Genomic DNA, 17,038 nt, shown 5'->3' with positions numbered 1-17,038 from the left:
ATGAGCAAACACCGCTCAGCTAGACCGGTACCGCTACCCGAAGTGCCCGCGCCGCGCGCGCCATTCTCCGGTTTCGTCGCGATCGTCGTCGGCATAGTCCTTTTTGCCTGCACGCTTCTCCTATGCGAAGTCCCCGGCTTGCCATCGTTTCCGCTGGGCGTGGATCGATTGCTAACGGCCCCCATCGCGCTGACACAATTGACAGATCTTCGGGAATATGCCGTGCCGGTCGGGCTAGCGTTGTGCCTGGGGCTCATTACCTTGCTTCGGGGCGACACGTTCAGGGGGCCGATGAGCGGATTGTCCGCCTGGTGGTTTGAAGCGCTCGCCCTGACGACGCTGGTATTGGCCTGTGCGTCGGCATGGAAGAACGGATCGTGGGAATCCTCGCGCGGCTGGATCTTCTGGACGACCTGCGGGATGGGGTGGGCGATTGTTCTATCTCGAATCGAAACGTGGGCACACGTTCGGTGGTCAATATTTGCCGCTGGGATCGTAGCAGCGGCGGGGGCGGTCCTTTCCATCATACATCGCCAGGAACTTGGCGAGGCGTATTTTCAACTGCCCGTCGGTCCGATCACGCTGACCGCGTCCCTCGGCGCCTTGTGGAGCAGTATCGCGATCGTTTGGCTGTTCGGCGCGATACTCCAGCGCCGCGCAAACAGAAAAATCGTCGAACAAGCCGGGCATGCCGGTCGATCGAATTCTCCTTCCCTACTCGCCATCGTCCTGGCCGTCGTGGTCCTGGTGTGTTCGCTCGCCTTGCTGTTTTTCGCGGGGAGGCGGGGGGCCTGGCTGGGGCTGGTCGTCGGCGTGGGGGCGGCGGGCGGTCTGGTCCTATGGATGCAGTACTCCGGCAAGATGAATCGCGTTGCATTGAGCGCCGCAGTGCTCGTCGGACTGACGGCTGCCGGGTGGTACGTCCGCGATCAGGCGCGGAGCCCCGAGGCCGCCGTGAGCGTGCCTCTGAAGATCCGCGCGACTTATTGGAAGCTGATGCTGGATTCCCTCTCGCGCAATCCACTCTGGGGCGTGGGACCCGATCAATTCATGCCGACGGCGATGACGGCTCTGGCCCGACAGCGCGCCGAACAGCCGAAAGTCCTGCACGGCAACCTCGATGCGGAAGGCCACAACGAATGGCTCCAGGCCGCGTTTGAACTGGGACTGCCCGGGGGATTGTTTTACCTCGCCCTGCCGATTGGCGTGATCTTCGCCGGTGCCCGGCGCTGGAGTCGGACAAAAGGGGCGGAGCGAACGGTGGTGCTCGCCTTGATCGCAGGCGTGGTGGTGGTCTGCGTCTCGGAGGCGAGCAGCGTCAATCTGCGGCATCCGATTCTTCAGGGTTGGTATTGGACGCTGCTGGGATTGACGCTGGCCGTTAGTCGCGGGGCCATGGATGCGCGCGTCACACCGCGATCGGCTCCGGCGTCAAAAGCTGTCCGCATCGCGGCCGCGGTCGTCGCCGTCGCAATTCTCGCCGTCGTGGCGAATGATTTCCGCACTGCTGTTCTGCACGCAGGGGGTCGTGCACTGATGAATCAGGACGCGGCAACGGCCGCCGAAAGGCTTGAACGGGCGACACGCCGCTCTGGCACGAGTCGATGGCTGTCCACGCGCTTCGATCTCGGAACGGTGCAGGCCAATCTGTTGCGCAGCTCCCGAGTGCCGCCGGCACTGCGGCGTCCGGAAGATACCACCGGTGAGACGGAAATGACCCGGTACTGGGGCGAGAAGGCCGTGGCGACGTGGCGCGAACTGGTTCGCGCCAGCCCCGGTTACCTTGACAGCGGCTTTCGGCTCGCCGAGGCGCAGAATAGCACTGGCGACACGCAGGCCGCCGTCGCAACGCTCGATGTTTACCTCCGCGACGTCAATCCGTACGACACCCAGGCTAACGTTCTGCTCACTAATATCGCCGGCCGCGGACCGGTGGAAAACCTCGAGGCCGTCTGCCGAGGTCTGCGCAGCGGGGCGATGAGCCGATGGCTGGTCGGCCCGGCCACCCGCTCGCTCGGAACGCAGGAGGGAATCGGTCAGTGGCCCACACGCGTCGAACTGGCCAAGGAAGATGTTACCAAGCCATCCGAAAAAGACTGGAAGGATCCGCTCGCGCCGGAAGTCTTGCGCGTCGAGGCGCTCCGCTTCGCTTCATTGAAACGCTTCGCCGAGGCCGCCGAGCTTCAGCGACTGGCCGCCGAGGCCTATCAGCGATTGGATGACTCGAATTCGCCGGTTGCCCGACCCCTGCCCGCCGTGGCCGACGCCTGGTATGGCGCGGCGCGGCTCCTTTTCGACGCCGATCCGCAGCAATATGCGGAGGCCTTCAAGAGAATCGTCGAAGCGGAAGAATCGGTACGCGTGGGCATCGCCGGTGATATCGATGACAAGGGCAAACCATCTGAACTGGGGGCGGCCGTGGTGGCTTCGCGAACCGAGGAATTGTCCCAGTTGCTTCTTTTTTCGGCGAAATTGCACCTGATCGCCACGGGTGACGCCCGGTCGGCCCAAGTGCGAATCGGCTGGAGCCTCTCCCAACCTACGCAGGAAGCCGTCGACGCCGTACTGGGGCGGATCGCCGTGGAGCTGATCCAAACGTACCGGGAAACGCCTGAGGAACGGCGGCCGCCCGAGTTTCTGCGGGTCGCCCGGATCGCACAACGCTTTTTGGCCGTCCAACCGCAGGAGTCCAAATGACCAGACGGCTCGCTTTGCTGCTGTTACTGCTCTGTTGGAGCGCCCCGGCGAGCGCGGAGCCCACTCCGGCGAAGCCGTTGGAATTCGCCGTTCAATTTGATCCCGCCGTCCGCTCTACGCCGTTCACCGGCCGGATCATCCTCTTCCTGTCGGACAAGCTCAGCGGCGAGCCGCGCGCTTCGCACTCGTGGCTCAGCCGGCAACCCGTCTTTGGCCAGGAGGTACGTGACTGGAAACCGGGCGAGGTGCTTCATATTACCAACCCGGACGGTTTTCCCTTCCCCCTCCGCGAGCTCCCCAAAGGGCGTTACGCGATCCAGGCGGTTCTGCACACCAACCCCGATGTGCCCCATTCCGGCACGGCCGAGGGCAATTTATACAGTAAGCCGGCCAAGCGCAAACTCGATCCCGCGACGTCGGGCGTCGTGCCCCTCCGCATCAATCAAATTGTGGCGTCCCGCAAATCGGAGATGAACCTTCCGCTGGCAAAGGAGCTCCGGCTTAAGAGCAAACTTCTCTCGAGTTTTCATGGGCGCGATATCTTTTTGCGGGCGGTGGTGGTCTTGCCGGAGGTGTATGAAAAAGAGCCCCAACGCCGGTTCAATGCGATCTACGTCATTCCCGGCTTCGGCGCCGACCATCGCGGAGCGGCGATGTATGCCCAAGTGCTGGGGATATCGAAGGAGCCCTTCGTACGGATCGGTCTCGACGGGGTGTGCCCGCTGGGCCATCACGTCTATGCCGACTCGGACAACAACGGCCCGTGGGGCGCCGCGCTGGTCGAGGAACTGATCCCGCATCTGGAGAAGGAATTCCGGCTCATCCCCGAACCGAAGGCGCGGCTCTTGACCGGACATTCATCGGGCGGCTGGAGCAGCCTGTGGCTGCAGATTACTTACCCGGACTATTTCGGCGGGGTGTGGTCCACCTCGCCGGATTCGGTGAACTTTCACGATTTCTCGGGGATCGATCTCTATGACCCGGCCTCCAATTTTTTCAACGACGCGAAGGGACAGCCGCGCCCGATCATGCGCGAAGACGGCAAGGTCCGGCTGCTCCTCAAGGACTTTGCGCGGATGGAGGACGTCATCGGACCCGGCGGTCAACTGCACTCCTTTGAGGCGGTCTTCGGCCCGCGCGGCAAGGACGGCAGGCCTCTTCGGCTCTGGGATCGAAAGACGGGAAAGATCGACGCCGATGTCGTCAGGGCCTGGCGACGTTTCGACATCGTGGACAAGCTCCAGCGCGAATGGCCCACGGTCGGCCCCAGGCTGGCGGGAAAAATTACTGTGATCATGGGCGAGGAAGATAATTTCTACCTCGAAGGAGCCACCCAGCGTCTAAAGGAAGCGTTGGCCAAACTCGGCAGCGATGCGCGTGTGTTTATGGAACCGGGCAAGGACCACGGCACGATCCTCTTTTCACCGCCATTTCGGGCCATGTTGCGGGAAATGAGCAATTGCGTCGCGTTACCGGAGACGCAACCGGCCCGCCGACAAACTCCTTGAGCCGGCGTAGGGGGTTGCTACAATAGGACGGCGCTAATGGTGAGCGCGGGCCGGCCCGGGTTGGACGGAGCGGTAAGACATGACGGCGCACTTGCACGGTGATTCGCGGCTCCTTTCTCAGCGAAACCTGGAGGTTTTCTACCAACCAAACCTGCGCCTGTCCAAGGCGACGGGCCTGCTGGGTTATAACGCTGGCTATGCCGAGGCCGTCGGTCGCGGCTCGTTCGACCAGCACCAGAAGGATCTCGTCTGGCGGCTCCTGGGCATGGTCCCCATCGGCCCCGAAAGCACCGTCGTCGATGTCGGCTGCGGAATCGGCGGTCCCAGTGGTTGGATCTTTGAACGCTACCGGCCGGCGCGCCTGATCGGTATTGAATATTGCGTGGCAAGCGTTCGTGAGGCGGAGGCGCGATGGTCACAAAGGTCCCGGCGACCGATCTTTCTCCAGGGCGACGCCGTTCGCCTGCCCATTCACGACGCGTCGGTCGACGTGATCTTCAATCTTGAGTCCGCGCTGCATTATGAAGACAAGCCGGCCTTCATTCGCGAGTGCCGTCGAATCCTCAAGCCCGGCGGGACGTTGTGCCTGGGAGATATCTGCACGCGCCGCAAGACGCTTTTTGCCGTCCTGGGCCTCCTCAATCACCTGCCCACGCAGTTCAGCACCCACGCGAAACTCTGGTCGCCGGAACAATACGCGGATGCATTCCGCGCCGCCGGTTTGCACCTGGAAAGACAGGAAGATGTGTCGCGACAATCCGCGGATTCGCTTCGCGACGGGCTGGCCGAAATCAGCCGGGCCGGATGGTCGGCGGCTCGCGGATACCGCCGGAGATTCTTCTACCTGTGTGCCGTCGAACGAATGCTCCGCCGGGGATGGCTGACCTACGACCTGTTCAATATTCGTCGATGCTAACCCGCCCAGTGCCGGTTCACTATTCTTGAAAGCGCATGCAAAGACGCGCGCAGACGCCAACCCCAGCGGGCCTGGACGTTAGCGCGCGTCACGCTTGAAATACGCACCGGAAGTTGGCAAATTCCGCGCAGTTGCCGCCTATCCAGCACGTGACCGCGGATTACAGGACGAAGACAAAGATCTCTGCGAGCCAAAGAATCGCCGCGATCGGAAACATGAGGATTGTGCCAAGAATAAAAAGCCACTCTGACATTTCGAAACTCCTTCCAAAACCATAACCACCGGCCCACAACCAACTGCGGGCCGTTACTCCAATTGCATAAGAGTATAATCTTCGAGTGTCAAGATGCGAAATATCAATTTTCTGTAATCTCTCGAACGACTCATGACACCAGAAGCAGGTTGAGGGGGTTCTCCAGATAGCCCATGATCGCCCGGATAAACCGGGCCCCATCGGCCCCGTCGATCACACGATGATCGAACGACAGGAATAACGGCAGGATCTTGCGGGCCACAATCTGGCCGTCTCGGACGACCGGTTTGAGGTCCAGCTTGCCCATGCCCAGGATGGCGACCTCGGGCCAGTTGATGATCGGTGTAGCCATTGTCCCCCCCATGGCCCCGACGTTCGTGACCGTAAAGGTCCCGCCGCGCATCTCCGCGATGTCGAGCTTGAAATCGCGTGCCTTGTCTCCAATCTCCTTCAACTCCTTCGAGATCGTCAGCAGCCCCTTGCGATCCGCGTCGCGCAGGACGGGTACGACCAAGCCCTTGGGGGAGTCCACCGCAATCCCGATGTTCACGTAGTCCTTAAAAATGATCTCCGCTTGCGCATCGTCAAACGACGCATTGAATTGGGGAAATTGACGCAGGGCGCCTGCGACCGCCTTCACCACAAACGCCGTCAGCGTCAGCTTCGCTCCCTTGTCCGCGAAGATCTCGCTCTGCTCCCGGCGGAACGACTCCAGGTCGGTAATGTCCACTTCGTCCGCGTGCGTCACGTGCGGGATGGTTGTGACCGAACGGACCATCGCACGGGCGATCGCCTTGCGGATTTGCGGGATGGCCTCCCGCCTCACGGGTCCCCAGAACGAAAAGTCGGGCATGGCCTCCGCGGGAGCGGGCGCCGCTGCGGGCGCTGCCGGCGCACGTGATGGGGCCGATGGCTTCTCGGCAACGGGCTTGGCCGCTGCGGGCTTCTCTGCAGGCGGTGCGGTCTTGGGGGTGGGCCTTCGACCCTGGCCGGTCGGTCCGGCAAGTTGAAATCGTTCGAGGTCTTCGCGGACGATTCGACCGCCGGGACCGGTGCCGTGGACTTCGCGCAGATCGATACCCATCTCGCGGGCCTGGCGCCGAATCGCCGGTGCGGCGGGGATCGGTCCGCTTTCGCGCGAGGCGGGGCCCTCGTCTCCTGCAGCCGCGCGGCGCGGTTCGGGGACTTCGCGCGATGGCGGACGCTCAGATTCTTCTTCCGGCTCTTCCGCTGTCTCTTCGGTATCTTCTGCCTGGCCTTCTTCCGTTTCCTCCTCGTCGCGCCGAGCGGCAGGCCGGTGGGACGCAGGCGCATTATTTTCCTCGCCTCGTGCCTCCCCATCGCCGCCATCCACCGTCAGCAGCACGGAGCCCACCTTAACGGTGTCGCCCTTTTTCACGTTTAGCTTGGTGATCTTCCCCGCGAACGGCACGGGCAGCTCGACGGCCGCCTTGTCCGTCTCCACTTCCATCACCATCTGATCTTCCTTGACCGTATCGCCCTCGGCGACGTTCACATTGACGATCGCCGCCTCGTGGATGCCTTCGCCGAGGTCCGGTAGCTTGAATTCCTTCGCCATCTGTAGTGCTTTCGGTTCCTGTTGAAGAACTAAGCCGGACATTGCGCGCCCTGCGCCAACAAGGGGCCGCCCGGCCATTGATGCTAATATCCGACCACTTCCCGCGCCGCCGTGACGATCTTCCGCGAATCGGGCATGTACGGCCGCTCCAGATTAAAGAACGGCAGCACGAGGTCATAGCCCGTGACGCGCTGGATCGGCGCCTCGAGAAACATCATCGCATTCTCGACGATCCGGGCGATGATCTCCGCGGCGGGCCCGCAGTTGCGCGGGGCCTCGTGGACCACGACGCAGCGGCCCGTTTTCTTGACCGATTCGGTGATCGTCTGGGTGTCCATGGGCACGAGCGAGAGCAGGTCGACCAATTCAGCGTCGATCTGGTGCTCCTCTTCTAATTCCTCGGCGGCCTCCAAGACCGGCCGCATCGACGCGCCGTACGAAACAATCGTGACGTCGTGACCTTCGCGGACAATCTGCGCCTTGCCGATCTCCATCGTCTCGGGCTCGTCGGGCACTTCTTCCTTAAAGGCGCGGTAACACGCCTTCGGTTCGTAAAAGATGACCGGGTCCGGATCGAAGATTGACGCCCGCAGGAGCGCCCGCGCATTGCGGGGTCCGGAGGGAATCACAACTTTCAGCCCGGGCAGGTGTGCCCAGATTGCCTCGCGGCTTTCGCTGTGGTGCTCGATCGCCCGAATCCCACCGCCGTACGGCATCCGCACGACCATTGGGCACGTGTAACGACCGCGTGTGCGATTGCGAAACCGGCTGGCGTGGTTTTCGATTTGGTGAAAGGCGTGGTAGCCGAAGCCGGAGAACTGCATTTCGGCGATCGGCCGGAATCCCGCGAAGCACAGGCCGATCGCCACCCCGGCGATCGCCGACTCCGCCACGGGGAAATCCACGACTCGCTCCGCGCCGAATTCCTTCAGGAGCCCTTCGGTAATGCGAAAGACGCCCTCGTCCTGACCGACGTCCTGTCCCAGGATGATCGTCGTCGGGTCTTCCAGCATCGCCTCGCGCATGGCGAGGTTGAGGGCTTTTGCCATCGTCAATTGTGCCATCGACTACTCCGGATTATCCGCAGATAGCGCAGATGAACACAGATAAATCAGGACAATCATTTGTGTTTATCTGCGTCATCTGTGGATTCACTTTTTCCTAATCTGTGCTTAGTGGACGCTTCGGTACACCTGCGAGTCCTGCCCGGTGGAGTTGCCGTCGCCGTTCGACCCCACCTCCAGGTAGGCCTGAAACTCCGCCAACTGCGCTTCCAGGTGGTTCGGCAGCGTCGCAAAACAATGCTGGAACGGCTCGGTCACGTTGGGCTCGAACTTCTCTGCCTTTTCGATCGCCTCGGTGATCTCCCTGGAGATTTCCTCTTCCAAAAGATCGCGGGCCTTGTCGTCCATGATCTGTCGCTTCTTCAGATACTTGTAAAACCGCGACAGCGGGTCGCGGGCCTTCCACTCCTCCACCTCTTCGTCCTTGCGGTACTTCTTGGGGTCGTCCGCCGTCGTATGCACGCCCAGTCGGTAGGTGATCGCCTCGATCAGCGTCGGCCCCCCGCCGCTCTTGGCCCGGGCAAGACCCTCACCGGCCGCGACGATCATGGCCAGGATGTCATTGCCGTCGGCCTGAATGCCGTCAAAACCGTACCCCAGACACTTTTGCGCCAGCGTCGCCGACGCGCACTGTTTCGCACGCGGCAGCGAGATCGCCCATTGATTATTCTGAATGACAAAAACCAGCGGCAGCTTGAACGTCCCCGCCACGTTCATCGCCTCGTGGAAATCTCCTTCACTCGTACCGCCGTCGCCGAGGAAGCAGATGACCGCCGATCCGTCCTTGCGCAGCTTGCAGCCCCACGCCACTCCCGCCGCGTAGAGACACTGGCTCGAGACCGGCACACAGATCGGCAGGTCACGCAGGTCCTTCGGCACGGTCGCGCCGTACTCGTTGCCGCCCCACCAGAGGATGAGCTTTTCGATCGGCCAGCCGCGATAGATCATCGCCGCCGGCTCGCGAAACGACGGCACGAACCAATCGGTCTTCGCCAACACATAGGCCGGTCCCAGCGAGGCCGCCTCCTGACCCAGGGCCGGTCCATACGTCCCGATCCGCCCCTGGCGCTGGAGCTTGAGCATCCGTTCGTCGTAGCGCCGGGCGACAAGCAAACCGCGGAGGAGCTTGCGCAGCTCGTGCGGCTCCAGCTTCGGATCCAGGGCCGCATCGACGTTTCCGTCCGGGTCCAGGATCGAGAGCGACTCGACCTTGTTGCAAAGCTCAATCTTTCCTCGCGGCACGCGTATTTCCTCGCCTTTGCCCCCTCACCGTGGAGACCAGCCGCCGACGGCTGTTTCCCAAGCCTACCAAGATTAGCCCTTGTTTCCAAACACCCTTGGCAGACCCATTGTAACGGCCCCCGCCCGACTGCCAAAGCCGGGCTGCTCTAAGGGGGGTTTGACGAACAGAATGAAACGATCGAATTCAGCGCGGCGGCGTTTACTTCTTCCCGTTCTGCTTCCACCACAACCGCCATGCCTCCGCGTCGAAGCCCAGGTTTTGGCCGGTGATCGCGATCAGCGCCTCCTGCACCTCCGTCCGGTGGATGGAGACCCAGTGCACCTCGCGCCACGTCGTCGTGCCGATGAGCGTCCCGGGGCCGAGGCAGCCGATGCACGCGGGCTGGTACCAGAAGGGGTCGTCGCCCCACCAGTATTGCCGCGAGCGGCCAAAGACGTGCCAGATGCTGTCCAGGTAGACCGGGCCGGAGACGAGCACGCTCTGCCGCGTCTCAATGGAGAGGTGAGCGATGAGGTCCTCGACGGCCTCCCCGGCCTTCAAAAAGCCGAGGGCGGTCGCCGCGTTGCGCAACACAAATTCCTCGCCATTATTCAAGGCGTCAAGCAGCGTGCCGACAATCCGCGGATCGTTGCGCTCAACGAGTTCGATCGCCGCCGCCTTGCGGATCGCCGGGGAGGGGTCCAGCAGCGTGACGACGACGAGGTTCATCGTGGCCTCGTCGACGTCGAACTGCGCCAGGGATTCGACCATCAGCCGCCGGACAAGGTCGGTACCCGCGCTGAGGATGGTCGTGATAGCCGGTAGGGCCAACGGCTCGCGGATCGAAAGAATCTGCTCGCGACCGTCGCGGAAGCGCTTGGTCGTCGGATCGACCTCGCCCTCGAGTCGGCCGCGATGGATCGCCTGCACCTGCACGAACCACTCGGCGACGATCCTGCGGATCTTTTCGTCGTCGGACTTGGCCTGCTTTTTCGCCTGGCGCTGGGCGGGATCAGGCGGCGGGCGCACCGGTCGCTTCACCCACTGCCCCTTGTCCTTGACGAAACCCAGCGCCTTGCGCGCCGCGGCGTGCTCGGGGTCGAGCTTGATAACCCGGCGGAGGTGATCGATTTCTTCGGAACGCAGGCCGTTCTTCGCACACCACTGGGCAAGGCGGAATTGATCGGAGGCCGTGTTCGTGTAGCGTTTCTTCTCGACGTCGTAGCGCTCCCACGGCGACGGGCCTGCGATTTGTTTGACGATTTGCTCCTTGTCGAGGTCGACCGTGCCGATGGTCGTCCGTACCCGCAGCGCCTCGCCGCGGTCTTCGAGCACCTGACCCTCGACCTGACCGCCGCCTTTGAGGTGGAAGGTGTCGGCTTGCGCAGGCGGCGCGAATAGGGCCAGGAACGAAAGCCCGACCACCCCGACGCACGCCCGACTAGCTCCGCGCGGTCTCATCGTTCTGATTATACGACCGGTCCCGGCCACAAGTCGTTAGGTTCCGCGGGTGTCTTTTCCGCGATGGCAGATCCACAGGTAGGTCATGAGAATGGTACCCAAGAGGGCAAACGGAAGCATGGAAGAGAACCAGACGGTGGGACTCATCAATTTAAGTACGGCACTGGGCATAACCGCGGGCACCGTGGTCGCGGGTGGGGGTGTGATTGCAAATTGATCCAGGAACCACCCGAGGCCGAGGCCCGCAAGGCCTGCCCCGATGTACTGAAAAGAATCGATGACCCCTGCCGCAAATCCGGCCATTTTGCGCCCGCCCAAGTCCATCGCGGCGGCGGTGCCGAGGATGGAGTGCGTCGCATTGCAAGCGATGTGTATTCCGAGAATCAACGTAATCGCCAAACCCAGGGAGCTAGGAAAGTATCCGACGGACATGAGAATGGCGAGGATCGTGAAGATCGCTTGCGCAAAGTACAAGCCCGCAGCGACCGGCGCCCGCCGCCCCTTGAAAAGCCGGTCGGAAACATAGCCGGAACCCAGCGAACCAAACGACGCCAGAAAGGGCAGCAGAATCGTCGTGAACCACCAGAACAGGTTGGCGCCGTATCCTGTTTTTCCAACTCCCCATGCTTCCTTCAAATAGATCGCGTACCAGGCAAAGATCGCTGTGCGAACAAAGCCGGTACAGAAATAGGCCCCGGCAACGATCCAGACGATGGAATTAGATGTGATCTTCCGAAAGACTTCGGCAAGGTGGATGCGCGCATGAGGATCGTCGTTGGGATCCTCGTCATCGTGGAGGATGCGGAAGCCCGCCTCCTCAGGGTGATTCTTCACCATCAGGTTCATGAGGACGACAATGACAAGGACCGCGGCCGGGGGAATGATGAACATGTACCGCCAATCCAGGTGCGGCACGGTCAACGTGTAGAAAATAAGTGGAACCGAAAAACCCGCGGCCAGCATGGAAGCGAGTTGTCCCACGCCTGTTTGTCCCAGGTTGAGCATAAACCCGAAGATGCCCGCGAACGCGCCGCGTTCCTGTCGGCGAAACCATGCCGTGTTGATCTTGACCATGCCCGGAGCGCCAAATGCCTGCATGTAGCCGTCGAACATGCGAATCACGAACAGCGCGGCAAAGAGCCAAACGAAGTGGGACCACGCTGTGAGGCCGAAGAGGAGGTTCAAAACGACGGTCCCCAGAGCCCCGATGGTCATGGCCTGCTTGCCGCCGAGCCGGTCGGTAAAGAGGCCGTTGACGAATTGCCCGATGGCATAGGCCCAATTCCGGGCCGCGTCGATGGCGCCGTATTGGGTGTTGCTAAATCCCAGGGCGGATTTGAATTCGGGGGCCACGATCCCCAGGTTGTAGCGGCAAAAGTAATAAGAGGCGTACGTTAAGCCGAGGAAAAACCAGTTCTGCCCCCGGCGCAGCCGATAGCCGGGCGGGTGTTTGGGCTGTTTGGCGACTGCGTACTCGATCGCCGGGGGAGTCGTCGACGCGGGCTGCGACATCGTAGGTCACCGTAGGGCGACCGCCGAGGCCGCCGTCGTTTATGAGCGGAAAGGTATAACCGCGCCGTTGGTCACTGGCAAACGACTGAACATTCGGGATACAGCGGCGCGACGGAATCGCGTTGCGGTCGCGCCGCCGTTCGCTATCATCCTCTCAACAATTCACACGGTGGAACATGCCCGCGTTTGAAAAGCACGTCTTCGTCTGCACGAACGCCCGCGACGAGGGGCATCCGCGTGGCTGCTGCTCGGCGAAGGGCTCCGTCGCGATCCGCGAGCGGCTCAAGGAGCTCGTCGAGCAGCGTGGTCTCAAGCGGAAAATCCGCGTAAACACGGCCGGCTGCCTCGATCAGTGCGAACATGGTGTGACCATCGTCGTCTATCCCGAGGCGGTGTGGTATGGATTTGTGAAGATGGAGGACGTGGATGAGATCCTCGAATCGCACCTCGTCGGCGGCAAACCGGTCGAGCGACTGCGCCTCCCGCCGGAGTGCATCGATACGGAGCGATGCCGTCACAAGGGTGGGGGAACGGTGCAGCTAGGGTTGGGACGCTAGTTGAAGGTGCTCGCCGCGAACCGTGCTACTTCGCCATCGCCAACTGCTCCGGCGCGAGCAGCTCGCGGTATTTGTCCTGCACCAGCACTTGATCCGTTGGCACCATCGTGATCACGTCCCACGGGCAAACTTGCGCGCACAGCTTGCAGCCGATGCACACCTGCAAATCAATCGTGCAAATTCCCATCGCATATCGCGGGTGCAACGGGTCTTTGATCTTGTCGATGCAATCGACCGGGCAGACCGTCACGCAGGCGTCGCAGCCGGTGCAGATGTCCTCGTCGAGGATGGCCAGTTGCTTGGGGAGTTTCTTCGCCATGCGATGCTAATACGCTTTCCGGAAAACGCCCGATCGACGACCGCCGGGGCGGCGGAGGCTTCGTGGGTCGAGGGAAGATAGTTCCCGGCGGGTCCTCAAGCAAGTCCCGTCGGCGGTTTGGCCGCCGACGTGCCCAACCCCTGGCGCCGAGTGCGAGCGACCGGAGGGAGGCGAAGCTCGGAGACGTCCTCCACCGACGTTGGGGCGGACTTGGCGGGGCCGATCCGCGAAAGATCAATCGCGGGCTTGCCGTTTCCGTTGGACTTGGCGTGACCATTGCGGCCGTTTCCATTTCCGTTGCCGTTACCCGCGGTGTAGGCCGCTTCGGGCTCCTCGGTATCGGAAAAGATCATCGGCCGGCTGGCCCTGATCCGCTCGTCGGCGGCCCCGGAGACCAGCTCTTCCGTCGTTACCAGTACCGCGCCCTTGGCATCCAACTGGCGCATGGCCAGCTCTGCATCGCCAGCGCTCCAGAATCCGCACGCATCGGTGACAACCGCGATGCGGTGTTGCCGGGCCAGAAGGCCCAGGACCGCCGCCTTGACGCAATGCTCGGCCACGGTGCCGAAGACCACGAGGTGGTGCGATGCCACCAGATTCACCAGCCGGTCGGCCTTGGGATTGGAAAGAAAGTCGCGCTTGCGCTTGGTGAAGATGACCTGCTGGTAGCGGCGGAAGATATCGAGAGGCAAATCGAACGTGTTGTCGCCCGAGCAGATGATGCGGCGGGGAAGCAACGTAAAGGGCAGCTTGCGCTGCCCCGAAGTGCGATCAATGCAATAGGACGGCAGGCCCTGGATCGATTCGCCGGGGCGATGCGCTTCCAACGTCGAGATCACCGGCAGGGCCTCGATGCGACCCCAATTGATCAGACGTCTGATGTTCGGCAGGATCTCCGTGCGATTGGTGACCGGTAACGCCCCGCGAGGCAATAACAGATCACATTGCGTGTTGAGATCTACCAGTATTCGATTGAACGAATTGCGGCGCGCTGCAACGCTCATCCTCCGCCTCCCCTCGCCCAATTCCGTTTCTCTCACTCCAGCGACAATCGCTGACGATTTTCACAGGCCCGGTCGCGGGACAACCGCCTGTGAGGAAGGGAAAGCCCCAGGAAAATCACGGAGAAGGATTAGAGTCCCAGTCGTTCGATGATATGCGCTTCCCCTTCACTCTGGAAAATCTTACACCCTCCGTACGAGCTTGGCGAGTGAAGATTTCAAAAATAGTGGATCCATGCCCGAATCCGTGCAGGGGGACCGATTCCCGGCATCTTTGCGGACGATCTCTATCGTGGTCCCTCCGTGCAGCCCCGTTAAAGCGCATTTCCGGTAAGGCTTCTCCATGTTAACGATGCATTAAGCCTCCGGATGTCGTTGAAACCGCATTTCGTTGGCGCATGTCGCCCATGTCAATCCCCGTTACAATCGAACTACCCCCGGTTCGGGGATCACGTTCCGGGGGGACCGAACCCCTTTGGAGTTGATTTCGATCATTTTATGTCCGCATGCCCCGTAGCCAGTAGATTCCCGTGGCCGGCATTCCGTTGCTGCGGAACGCTGGTCGCCGCGACCTTTCTTATCCTCCCGGCGGGATGCAGCGAGATCGATTGGAATTGGGGATGGTGGAAGCAGCCTCGCCGATTGGTGCGCCCCGATGCCCGTCGATCGGCTGCGCCGGCCGCAGGCGAAGCCCCAGACGATCGAACGACTTCGCCGGATGAATCTCCGGACGCCGCCAAGCTGGGACGCGCAGAGTCACCGGAGGCGATGGCTTCGTCACGGGCCCGCGGAGGTCAAGCTTCGCCGGCACAATTCGGCGCGGGCCAGGTCCGCGCGTTCTACCACGTCTATCTCGTCAGCGGCGGCACGAAGCCGGTTGATGATCCCGAGCATCGATTGCATTTGAATCATGTCGGCGCGCGGACTTGCGCCCGGATGCTGGAGATGCTCTACGTTCCCGTGGGTCGTTCGGGCGGCGAAAACGAGTCGTACCTGCTCTTTGAAAACCGCGACGAATTCGACGCGGCGTGGCGGCTCGCTCCCGCACTGGACGTCCCGCCGCTTCGCGAAGCGCCGGCGACGGTCGGACCCGAGGCGGCTTTCCGCGCGGGCATCGGACTGCTGCATCAGATTCTGGATTCCGGCGCGGTCGTTTCGCCGGGGCTGATCGAGGCCGGCGAGCGCCGATTGAGCGAGGCGGCCCAGTCCGAAAGCCTGCCGGCGGTCCTGCGCTGGGCATCGGCAATCCTGGCCGGCCGCATCGCGTCCGAGTATCGCTACGATTACTCGACCGCGCGCAGTTATTACGAACAGGCGCAGCGGTTCGCGGGCAACGACGCGATTGGCATACGGACGGCCCGGTGGTGGACGGCAGACTCCTTTGCACAGGAAGGCAAGCGCCGGGAAGCCGGGGCAATCTACGAGGAAATCCTGGAATCGACGGACATCATCGACTCCCAGATCATCCGCCGCTGCCGTGCGATCCTCGCCCAACACAAGAATCGTTAGGGTGTCCGAACTTAGTACACCGCGCAAACTGCTTTCGCCTTGAGCGGCGCCGGTGCGACGGCTTCGAGCTGCCGGAGGTAATCGGCCAGCTCGTTCTCCGTGAAGCTGAGCAGAAACTCGCGACGGGCTGACCGATTGAGTTGCATGATCCGTTCGATAAGTTCTCGCTTCGACATGGCCGTCGCCCGGACCTTGCGTCCGGCTCCCGTGGAAAATCCCCGAGGCTCGTGAACGCGAAGCCGGCTCCGCCGACGAGCGCGATGTGGTGGCGAGTTGCGAACGCAGATTGTGGGCCACGGGTCGCCCAGGCGACCCGCATTCTCGTATCGTCCCGGGGCGAGTGTCGACTTTAGATCGCGATCCACGCCGTCTATCCCACCACACCGCCGCGCGGGGGCGACAAACTTTCGCGTCGACTTTCGCACACCGGCGAGCCGTGCCAGAATGGCGTGGTATGGCCCAGGCCGACCCGCAACACACCGCAACACCGCCCTCCCCACCTGAGCCGGCGGTTGTCCGGCACGCCGTCAAGCATCGTGCGCGGCACGAGTTCGATTCGTGGGCGCAAAGCTATGACACCTCGATTGTCCAGCACCTGCTGTTTCGGCCGGCTTATCGGATGTTCATGGAAGAGCTCTATCGCTGGCGGCGGGCCGACGAGCGTGAGTTCGACCTGTTGGACATCGGCAGCGGGACGGGGTCGTGGCTGGCGATGGTGGCGGGCAGCGGCCTGCCGGGGCGGCGGCTGGTGGGGCTCGACTATTCGGCCTCGATGTGCGGCGTGGCGGCGGCGAAGGCGAAGGCCGTTGAAGACGCCCCGGGATTCGTCAACGGGGACGCCGAGCACCTGCCCTTCGCGGATGAGTCGTTTGACGTGCTGACGTGCAGCCACTCTTTCCATCACTACCCGCACCAGGCCGTCGCGATCCGGGAGATGAAGCGGATTTTGCGCCCCGGCGGCCGGCTGATGCTCATCGACGGCTTCCGGGACAACATCATCGGCTGGGTCCTGTTCGACGTCTTCATCACCCGCGCCGAGAGCACGGCGGAGGCCAAGGTCTTTCACGCCCCGTGGAGCGTGATGCGAAAATACTTCGAGGACGCCGGGTTCGTCGATGTCCGCCAGCGCAAGACCGGCATCTGGGCGCCGATCTTTTTGACGGTCGGCGTGGCGTAATGGCCACTGGGGGCGGTCGCGCGATAACTCCGGCGTTAGCGCATTTTCATCCTCGCGTCAGGCCGGTCCACAAATAATCCATCGATGATCCTAAAAAACCTTCCGCCGCACCTGAAGAAGATCTTCTTCAGCTTCGTCGCCATGATGGTCACGTTGGCCGTCGTCTGGGCGGTCGTCCGCGGCCTGAACCGCAAGGAAGCCGGACCCGATGCACGGCCCAAGGAACTGGAAACGGCCACCACGTCGCCGGCGTAGTTAATGTC

General features: G+C 62.4%; 15 protein-coding genes. 7 read left to right on the top strand and 8 right to left on the bottom strand.

Annotation, left to right across the window (positions count from 1 at the left end):
• The 3 genes from VJZ71_13845 to VJZ71_13835 all read left to right on the top strand — a co-directional run bounded on the left by VJZ71_13845 (position 1) and on the right by VJZ71_13835 (position 5,121).
• Entirely contained in the window at positions 1–2,697 is a 2,697-nt protein-coding gene (locus VJZ71_13845; protein HKQ49149.1) for an O-antigen ligase family protein, read from the top strand.
• The gene (locus VJZ71_13840; GenBank protein HKQ49148.1) at positions 2,694–4,205 is read left to right on the top strand and encodes an alpha/beta hydrolase-fold protein; all 1,512 of its coding nucleotides are present in this window, start codon (positions 2,694–2,696) and stop codon (positions 4,203–4,205) included. Before VJZ71_13845 ends, VJZ71_13840 begins: the two co-directional genes overlap by 4 nt.
• Before the next feature lie 79 nt (positions 4,206–4,284).
• Positions 4,285–5,121 carry a methyltransferase domain-containing protein gene (locus VJZ71_13835; protein HKQ49147.1) on the top strand — a complete coding sequence of 279 codons (837 nt, stop codon included), beginning with the start codon at positions 4,285–4,287 and terminating at the stop codon, positions 5,119–5,121.
• A 383-nt stretch (positions 5,122–5,504) separates the two neighbouring features.
• Here the strand turns inward: VJZ71_13835 and VJZ71_13830 are convergent, their stop codons facing one another.
• From VJZ71_13830 to VJZ71_13810, 5 genes are all read right to left on the bottom strand, one after another.
• Positions 5,505–6,953 carry a dihydrolipoamide acetyltransferase family protein gene (locus tag VJZ71_13830; protein HKQ49146.1) on the bottom strand — a complete coding sequence of 483 codons (1,449 nt, stop codon included), beginning with the start codon at positions 6,951–6,953 and terminating at the stop codon, positions 5,505–5,507.
• 83 nt (positions 6,954–7,036) lie between these two features.
• Entirely contained in the window at positions 7,037–8,017 is a 981-nt protein-coding gene (locus tag VJZ71_13825; protein HKQ49145.1) for an alpha-ketoacid dehydrogenase subunit beta, read from the bottom strand.
• Between the two features lie 108 nt (positions 8,018–8,125).
• Positions 8,126–9,259: a pyruvate dehydrogenase (acetyl-transferring) E1 component subunit alpha gene (gene pdhA, locus VJZ71_13820; protein HKQ49144.1), complete on the bottom strand. Its 1,134-nt coding sequence runs from the start codon at positions 9,257–9,259 to the stop codon at positions 8,126–8,128.
• Positions 9,260–9,458: 199 nt separating this feature from the next.
• Entirely contained in the window at positions 9,459–10,700 is a 1,242-nt protein-coding gene (locus VJZ71_13815; protein HKQ49143.1) for a HEAT repeat domain-containing protein, read from the bottom strand.
• Between the two features lie 36 nt (positions 10,701–10,736).
• Complete coding sequence (locus VJZ71_13810) at positions 10,737–12,212, bottom strand: MFS transporter (GenBank protein HKQ49142.1); 1,476 nt, start codon at positions 12,210–12,212, stop codon at positions 10,737–10,739.
• Positions 12,213–12,388: 176 nt separating this feature from the next.
• On the opposite strand from VJZ71_13810, the gene VJZ71_13805 reads away from it, so the two are divergent.
• Complete coding sequence (locus tag VJZ71_13805; GenBank protein HKQ49141.1) at positions 12,389–12,769, top strand: (2Fe-2S) ferredoxin domain-containing protein; 381 nt, start codon at positions 12,389–12,391, stop codon at positions 12,767–12,769.
• Positions 12,770–12,794: 25 nt separating this feature from the next.
• On the opposite strand, the gene VJZ71_13800 is transcribed toward VJZ71_13805, so the two are convergent.
• Positions 12,795–13,088 (bottom strand): 4Fe-4S dicluster domain-containing protein, encoded by a 294-nt coding sequence (locus VJZ71_13800; GenBank protein HKQ49140.1) that lies wholly within the window; start codon positions 13,086–13,088, stop codon positions 12,795–12,797.
• Positions 13,089–13,183: 95 nt separating this feature from the next.
• Positions 13,184–14,092, bottom strand: coding sequence for a cysteine hydrolase family protein (locus VJZ71_13795; GenBank protein HKQ49139.1), 909 nt, complete (start codon positions 14,090–14,092; stop codon positions 13,184–13,186).
• A gap of 495 nt (positions 14,093–14,587) precedes the next feature.
• Here VJZ71_13795 and VJZ71_13790 point away from each other — a divergent pair, with 495 nt between their 5' ends.
• A complete protein-coding gene (locus VJZ71_13790; protein HKQ49138.1) occupies positions 14,588–15,598 on the top strand; it encodes a hypothetical protein in 1,011 nt (336 codons plus the stop codon).
• Positions 15,599–15,609: 11 nt separating this feature from the next.
• Here the strand turns inward: VJZ71_13790 and VJZ71_13785 are convergent, their stop codons facing one another.
• Positions 15,610–15,774 (bottom strand): hypothetical protein, encoded by a 165-nt coding sequence (locus VJZ71_13785; protein HKQ49137.1) that lies wholly within the window; start codon positions 15,772–15,774, stop codon positions 15,610–15,612.
• A gap of 278 nt (positions 15,775–16,052) precedes the next feature.
• Between VJZ71_13785 and VJZ71_13780 the strand changes: the two genes are divergently transcribed.
• On the top strand, positions 16,053–16,775 hold the full coding sequence (locus VJZ71_13780; GenBank protein HKQ49136.1) for a methyltransferase domain-containing protein: 723 nt from the start codon (positions 16,053–16,055) through the stop codon (positions 16,773–16,775).
• An 84-nt stretch (positions 16,776–16,859) separates the two neighbouring features.
• Complete coding sequence (locus VJZ71_13775; protein ID HKQ49135.1) at positions 16,860–17,030, top strand: hypothetical protein; 171 nt, start codon at positions 16,860–16,862, stop codon at positions 17,028–17,030.
• Positions 17,031–17,038 lie beyond the last annotated feature (8 nt).

It is taken from the genome of Phycisphaerae bacterium (assembly GCA_035275405.1).
Classification (GTDB): Bacteria; Planctomycetota; Phycisphaerae; order UBA1845; family UTPLA1; genus DATEMU01.
The sequence above is the reverse complement of the archived record's forward strand: the minus strand, read 5'-3'. Positions and strand labels throughout refer to the sequence as shown.

What these genes read in the sequence shown, in the direction of transcription:
- VJZ71_13845 (HKQ49149.1), top strand. Translation starts at nt 1, where the DNA reads ATGAGCAAACACCGCTCAGCTAGACCGGTACCGCTACCCGAAGTGCCC.
- VJZ71_13840 (HKQ49148.1), top strand. Translation starts at nt 2,694, where the DNA reads ATGACCAGACGGCTCGCTTTGCTGCTGTTACTGCTCTGTTGGAGCGCC.
- VJZ71_13835 (HKQ49147.1), top strand. Translation starts at nt 4,285, where the DNA reads ATGACGGCGCACTTGCACGGTGATTCGCGGCTCCTTTCTCAGCGAAAC.
- VJZ71_13830 (HKQ49146.1), bottom strand. Translation starts at nt 6,953, where the DNA reads ATGGCGAAGGAATTCAAGCTACCGGACCTCGGCGAAGGCATCCACGAG.
- VJZ71_13825 (HKQ49145.1), bottom strand. Translation starts at nt 8,017, where the DNA reads ATGGCACAATTGACGATGGCAAAAGCCCTCAACCTCGCCATGCGCGAG.
- VJZ71_13815 (HKQ49143.1), bottom strand. Translation starts at nt 10,700, where the DNA reads ATGAGACCGCGCGGAGCTAGTCGGGCGTGCGTCGGGGTGGTCGGGCTT.
- VJZ71_13810 (HKQ49142.1), bottom strand. Translation starts at nt 12,212, where the DNA reads ATGTCGCAGCCCGCGTCGACGACTCCCCCGGCGATCGAGTACGCAGTC.
- VJZ71_13805 (HKQ49141.1), top strand. Translation starts at nt 12,389, where the DNA reads ATGCCCGCGTTTGAAAAGCACGTCTTCGTCTGCACGAACGCCCGCGAC.
- VJZ71_13800 (HKQ49140.1), bottom strand. Translation starts at nt 13,088, where the DNA reads ATGGCGAAGAAACTCCCCAAGCAACTGGCCATCCTCGACGAGGACATC.
- VJZ71_13795 (HKQ49139.1), bottom strand. Translation starts at nt 14,092, where the DNA reads ATGAGCGTTGCAGCGCGCCGCAATTCGTTCAATCGAATACTGGTAGAT.
- VJZ71_13790 (HKQ49138.1), top strand. Translation starts at nt 14,588, where the DNA reads ATGTCCGCATGCCCCGTAGCCAGTAGATTCCCGTGGCCGGCATTCCGT.
- VJZ71_13785 (HKQ49137.1), bottom strand. Translation starts at nt 15,774, where the DNA reads ATGTCGAAGCGAGAACTTATCGAACGGATCATGCAACTCAATCGGTCA.
- VJZ71_13780 (HKQ49136.1), top strand. Translation starts at nt 16,053, where the DNA reads ATGGCCCAGGCCGACCCGCAACACACCGCAACACCGCCCTCCCCACCT.
- VJZ71_13775 (HKQ49135.1), top strand. Translation starts at nt 16,860, where the DNA reads ATGATCCTAAAAAACCTTCCGCCGCACCTGAAGAAGATCTTCTTCAGC.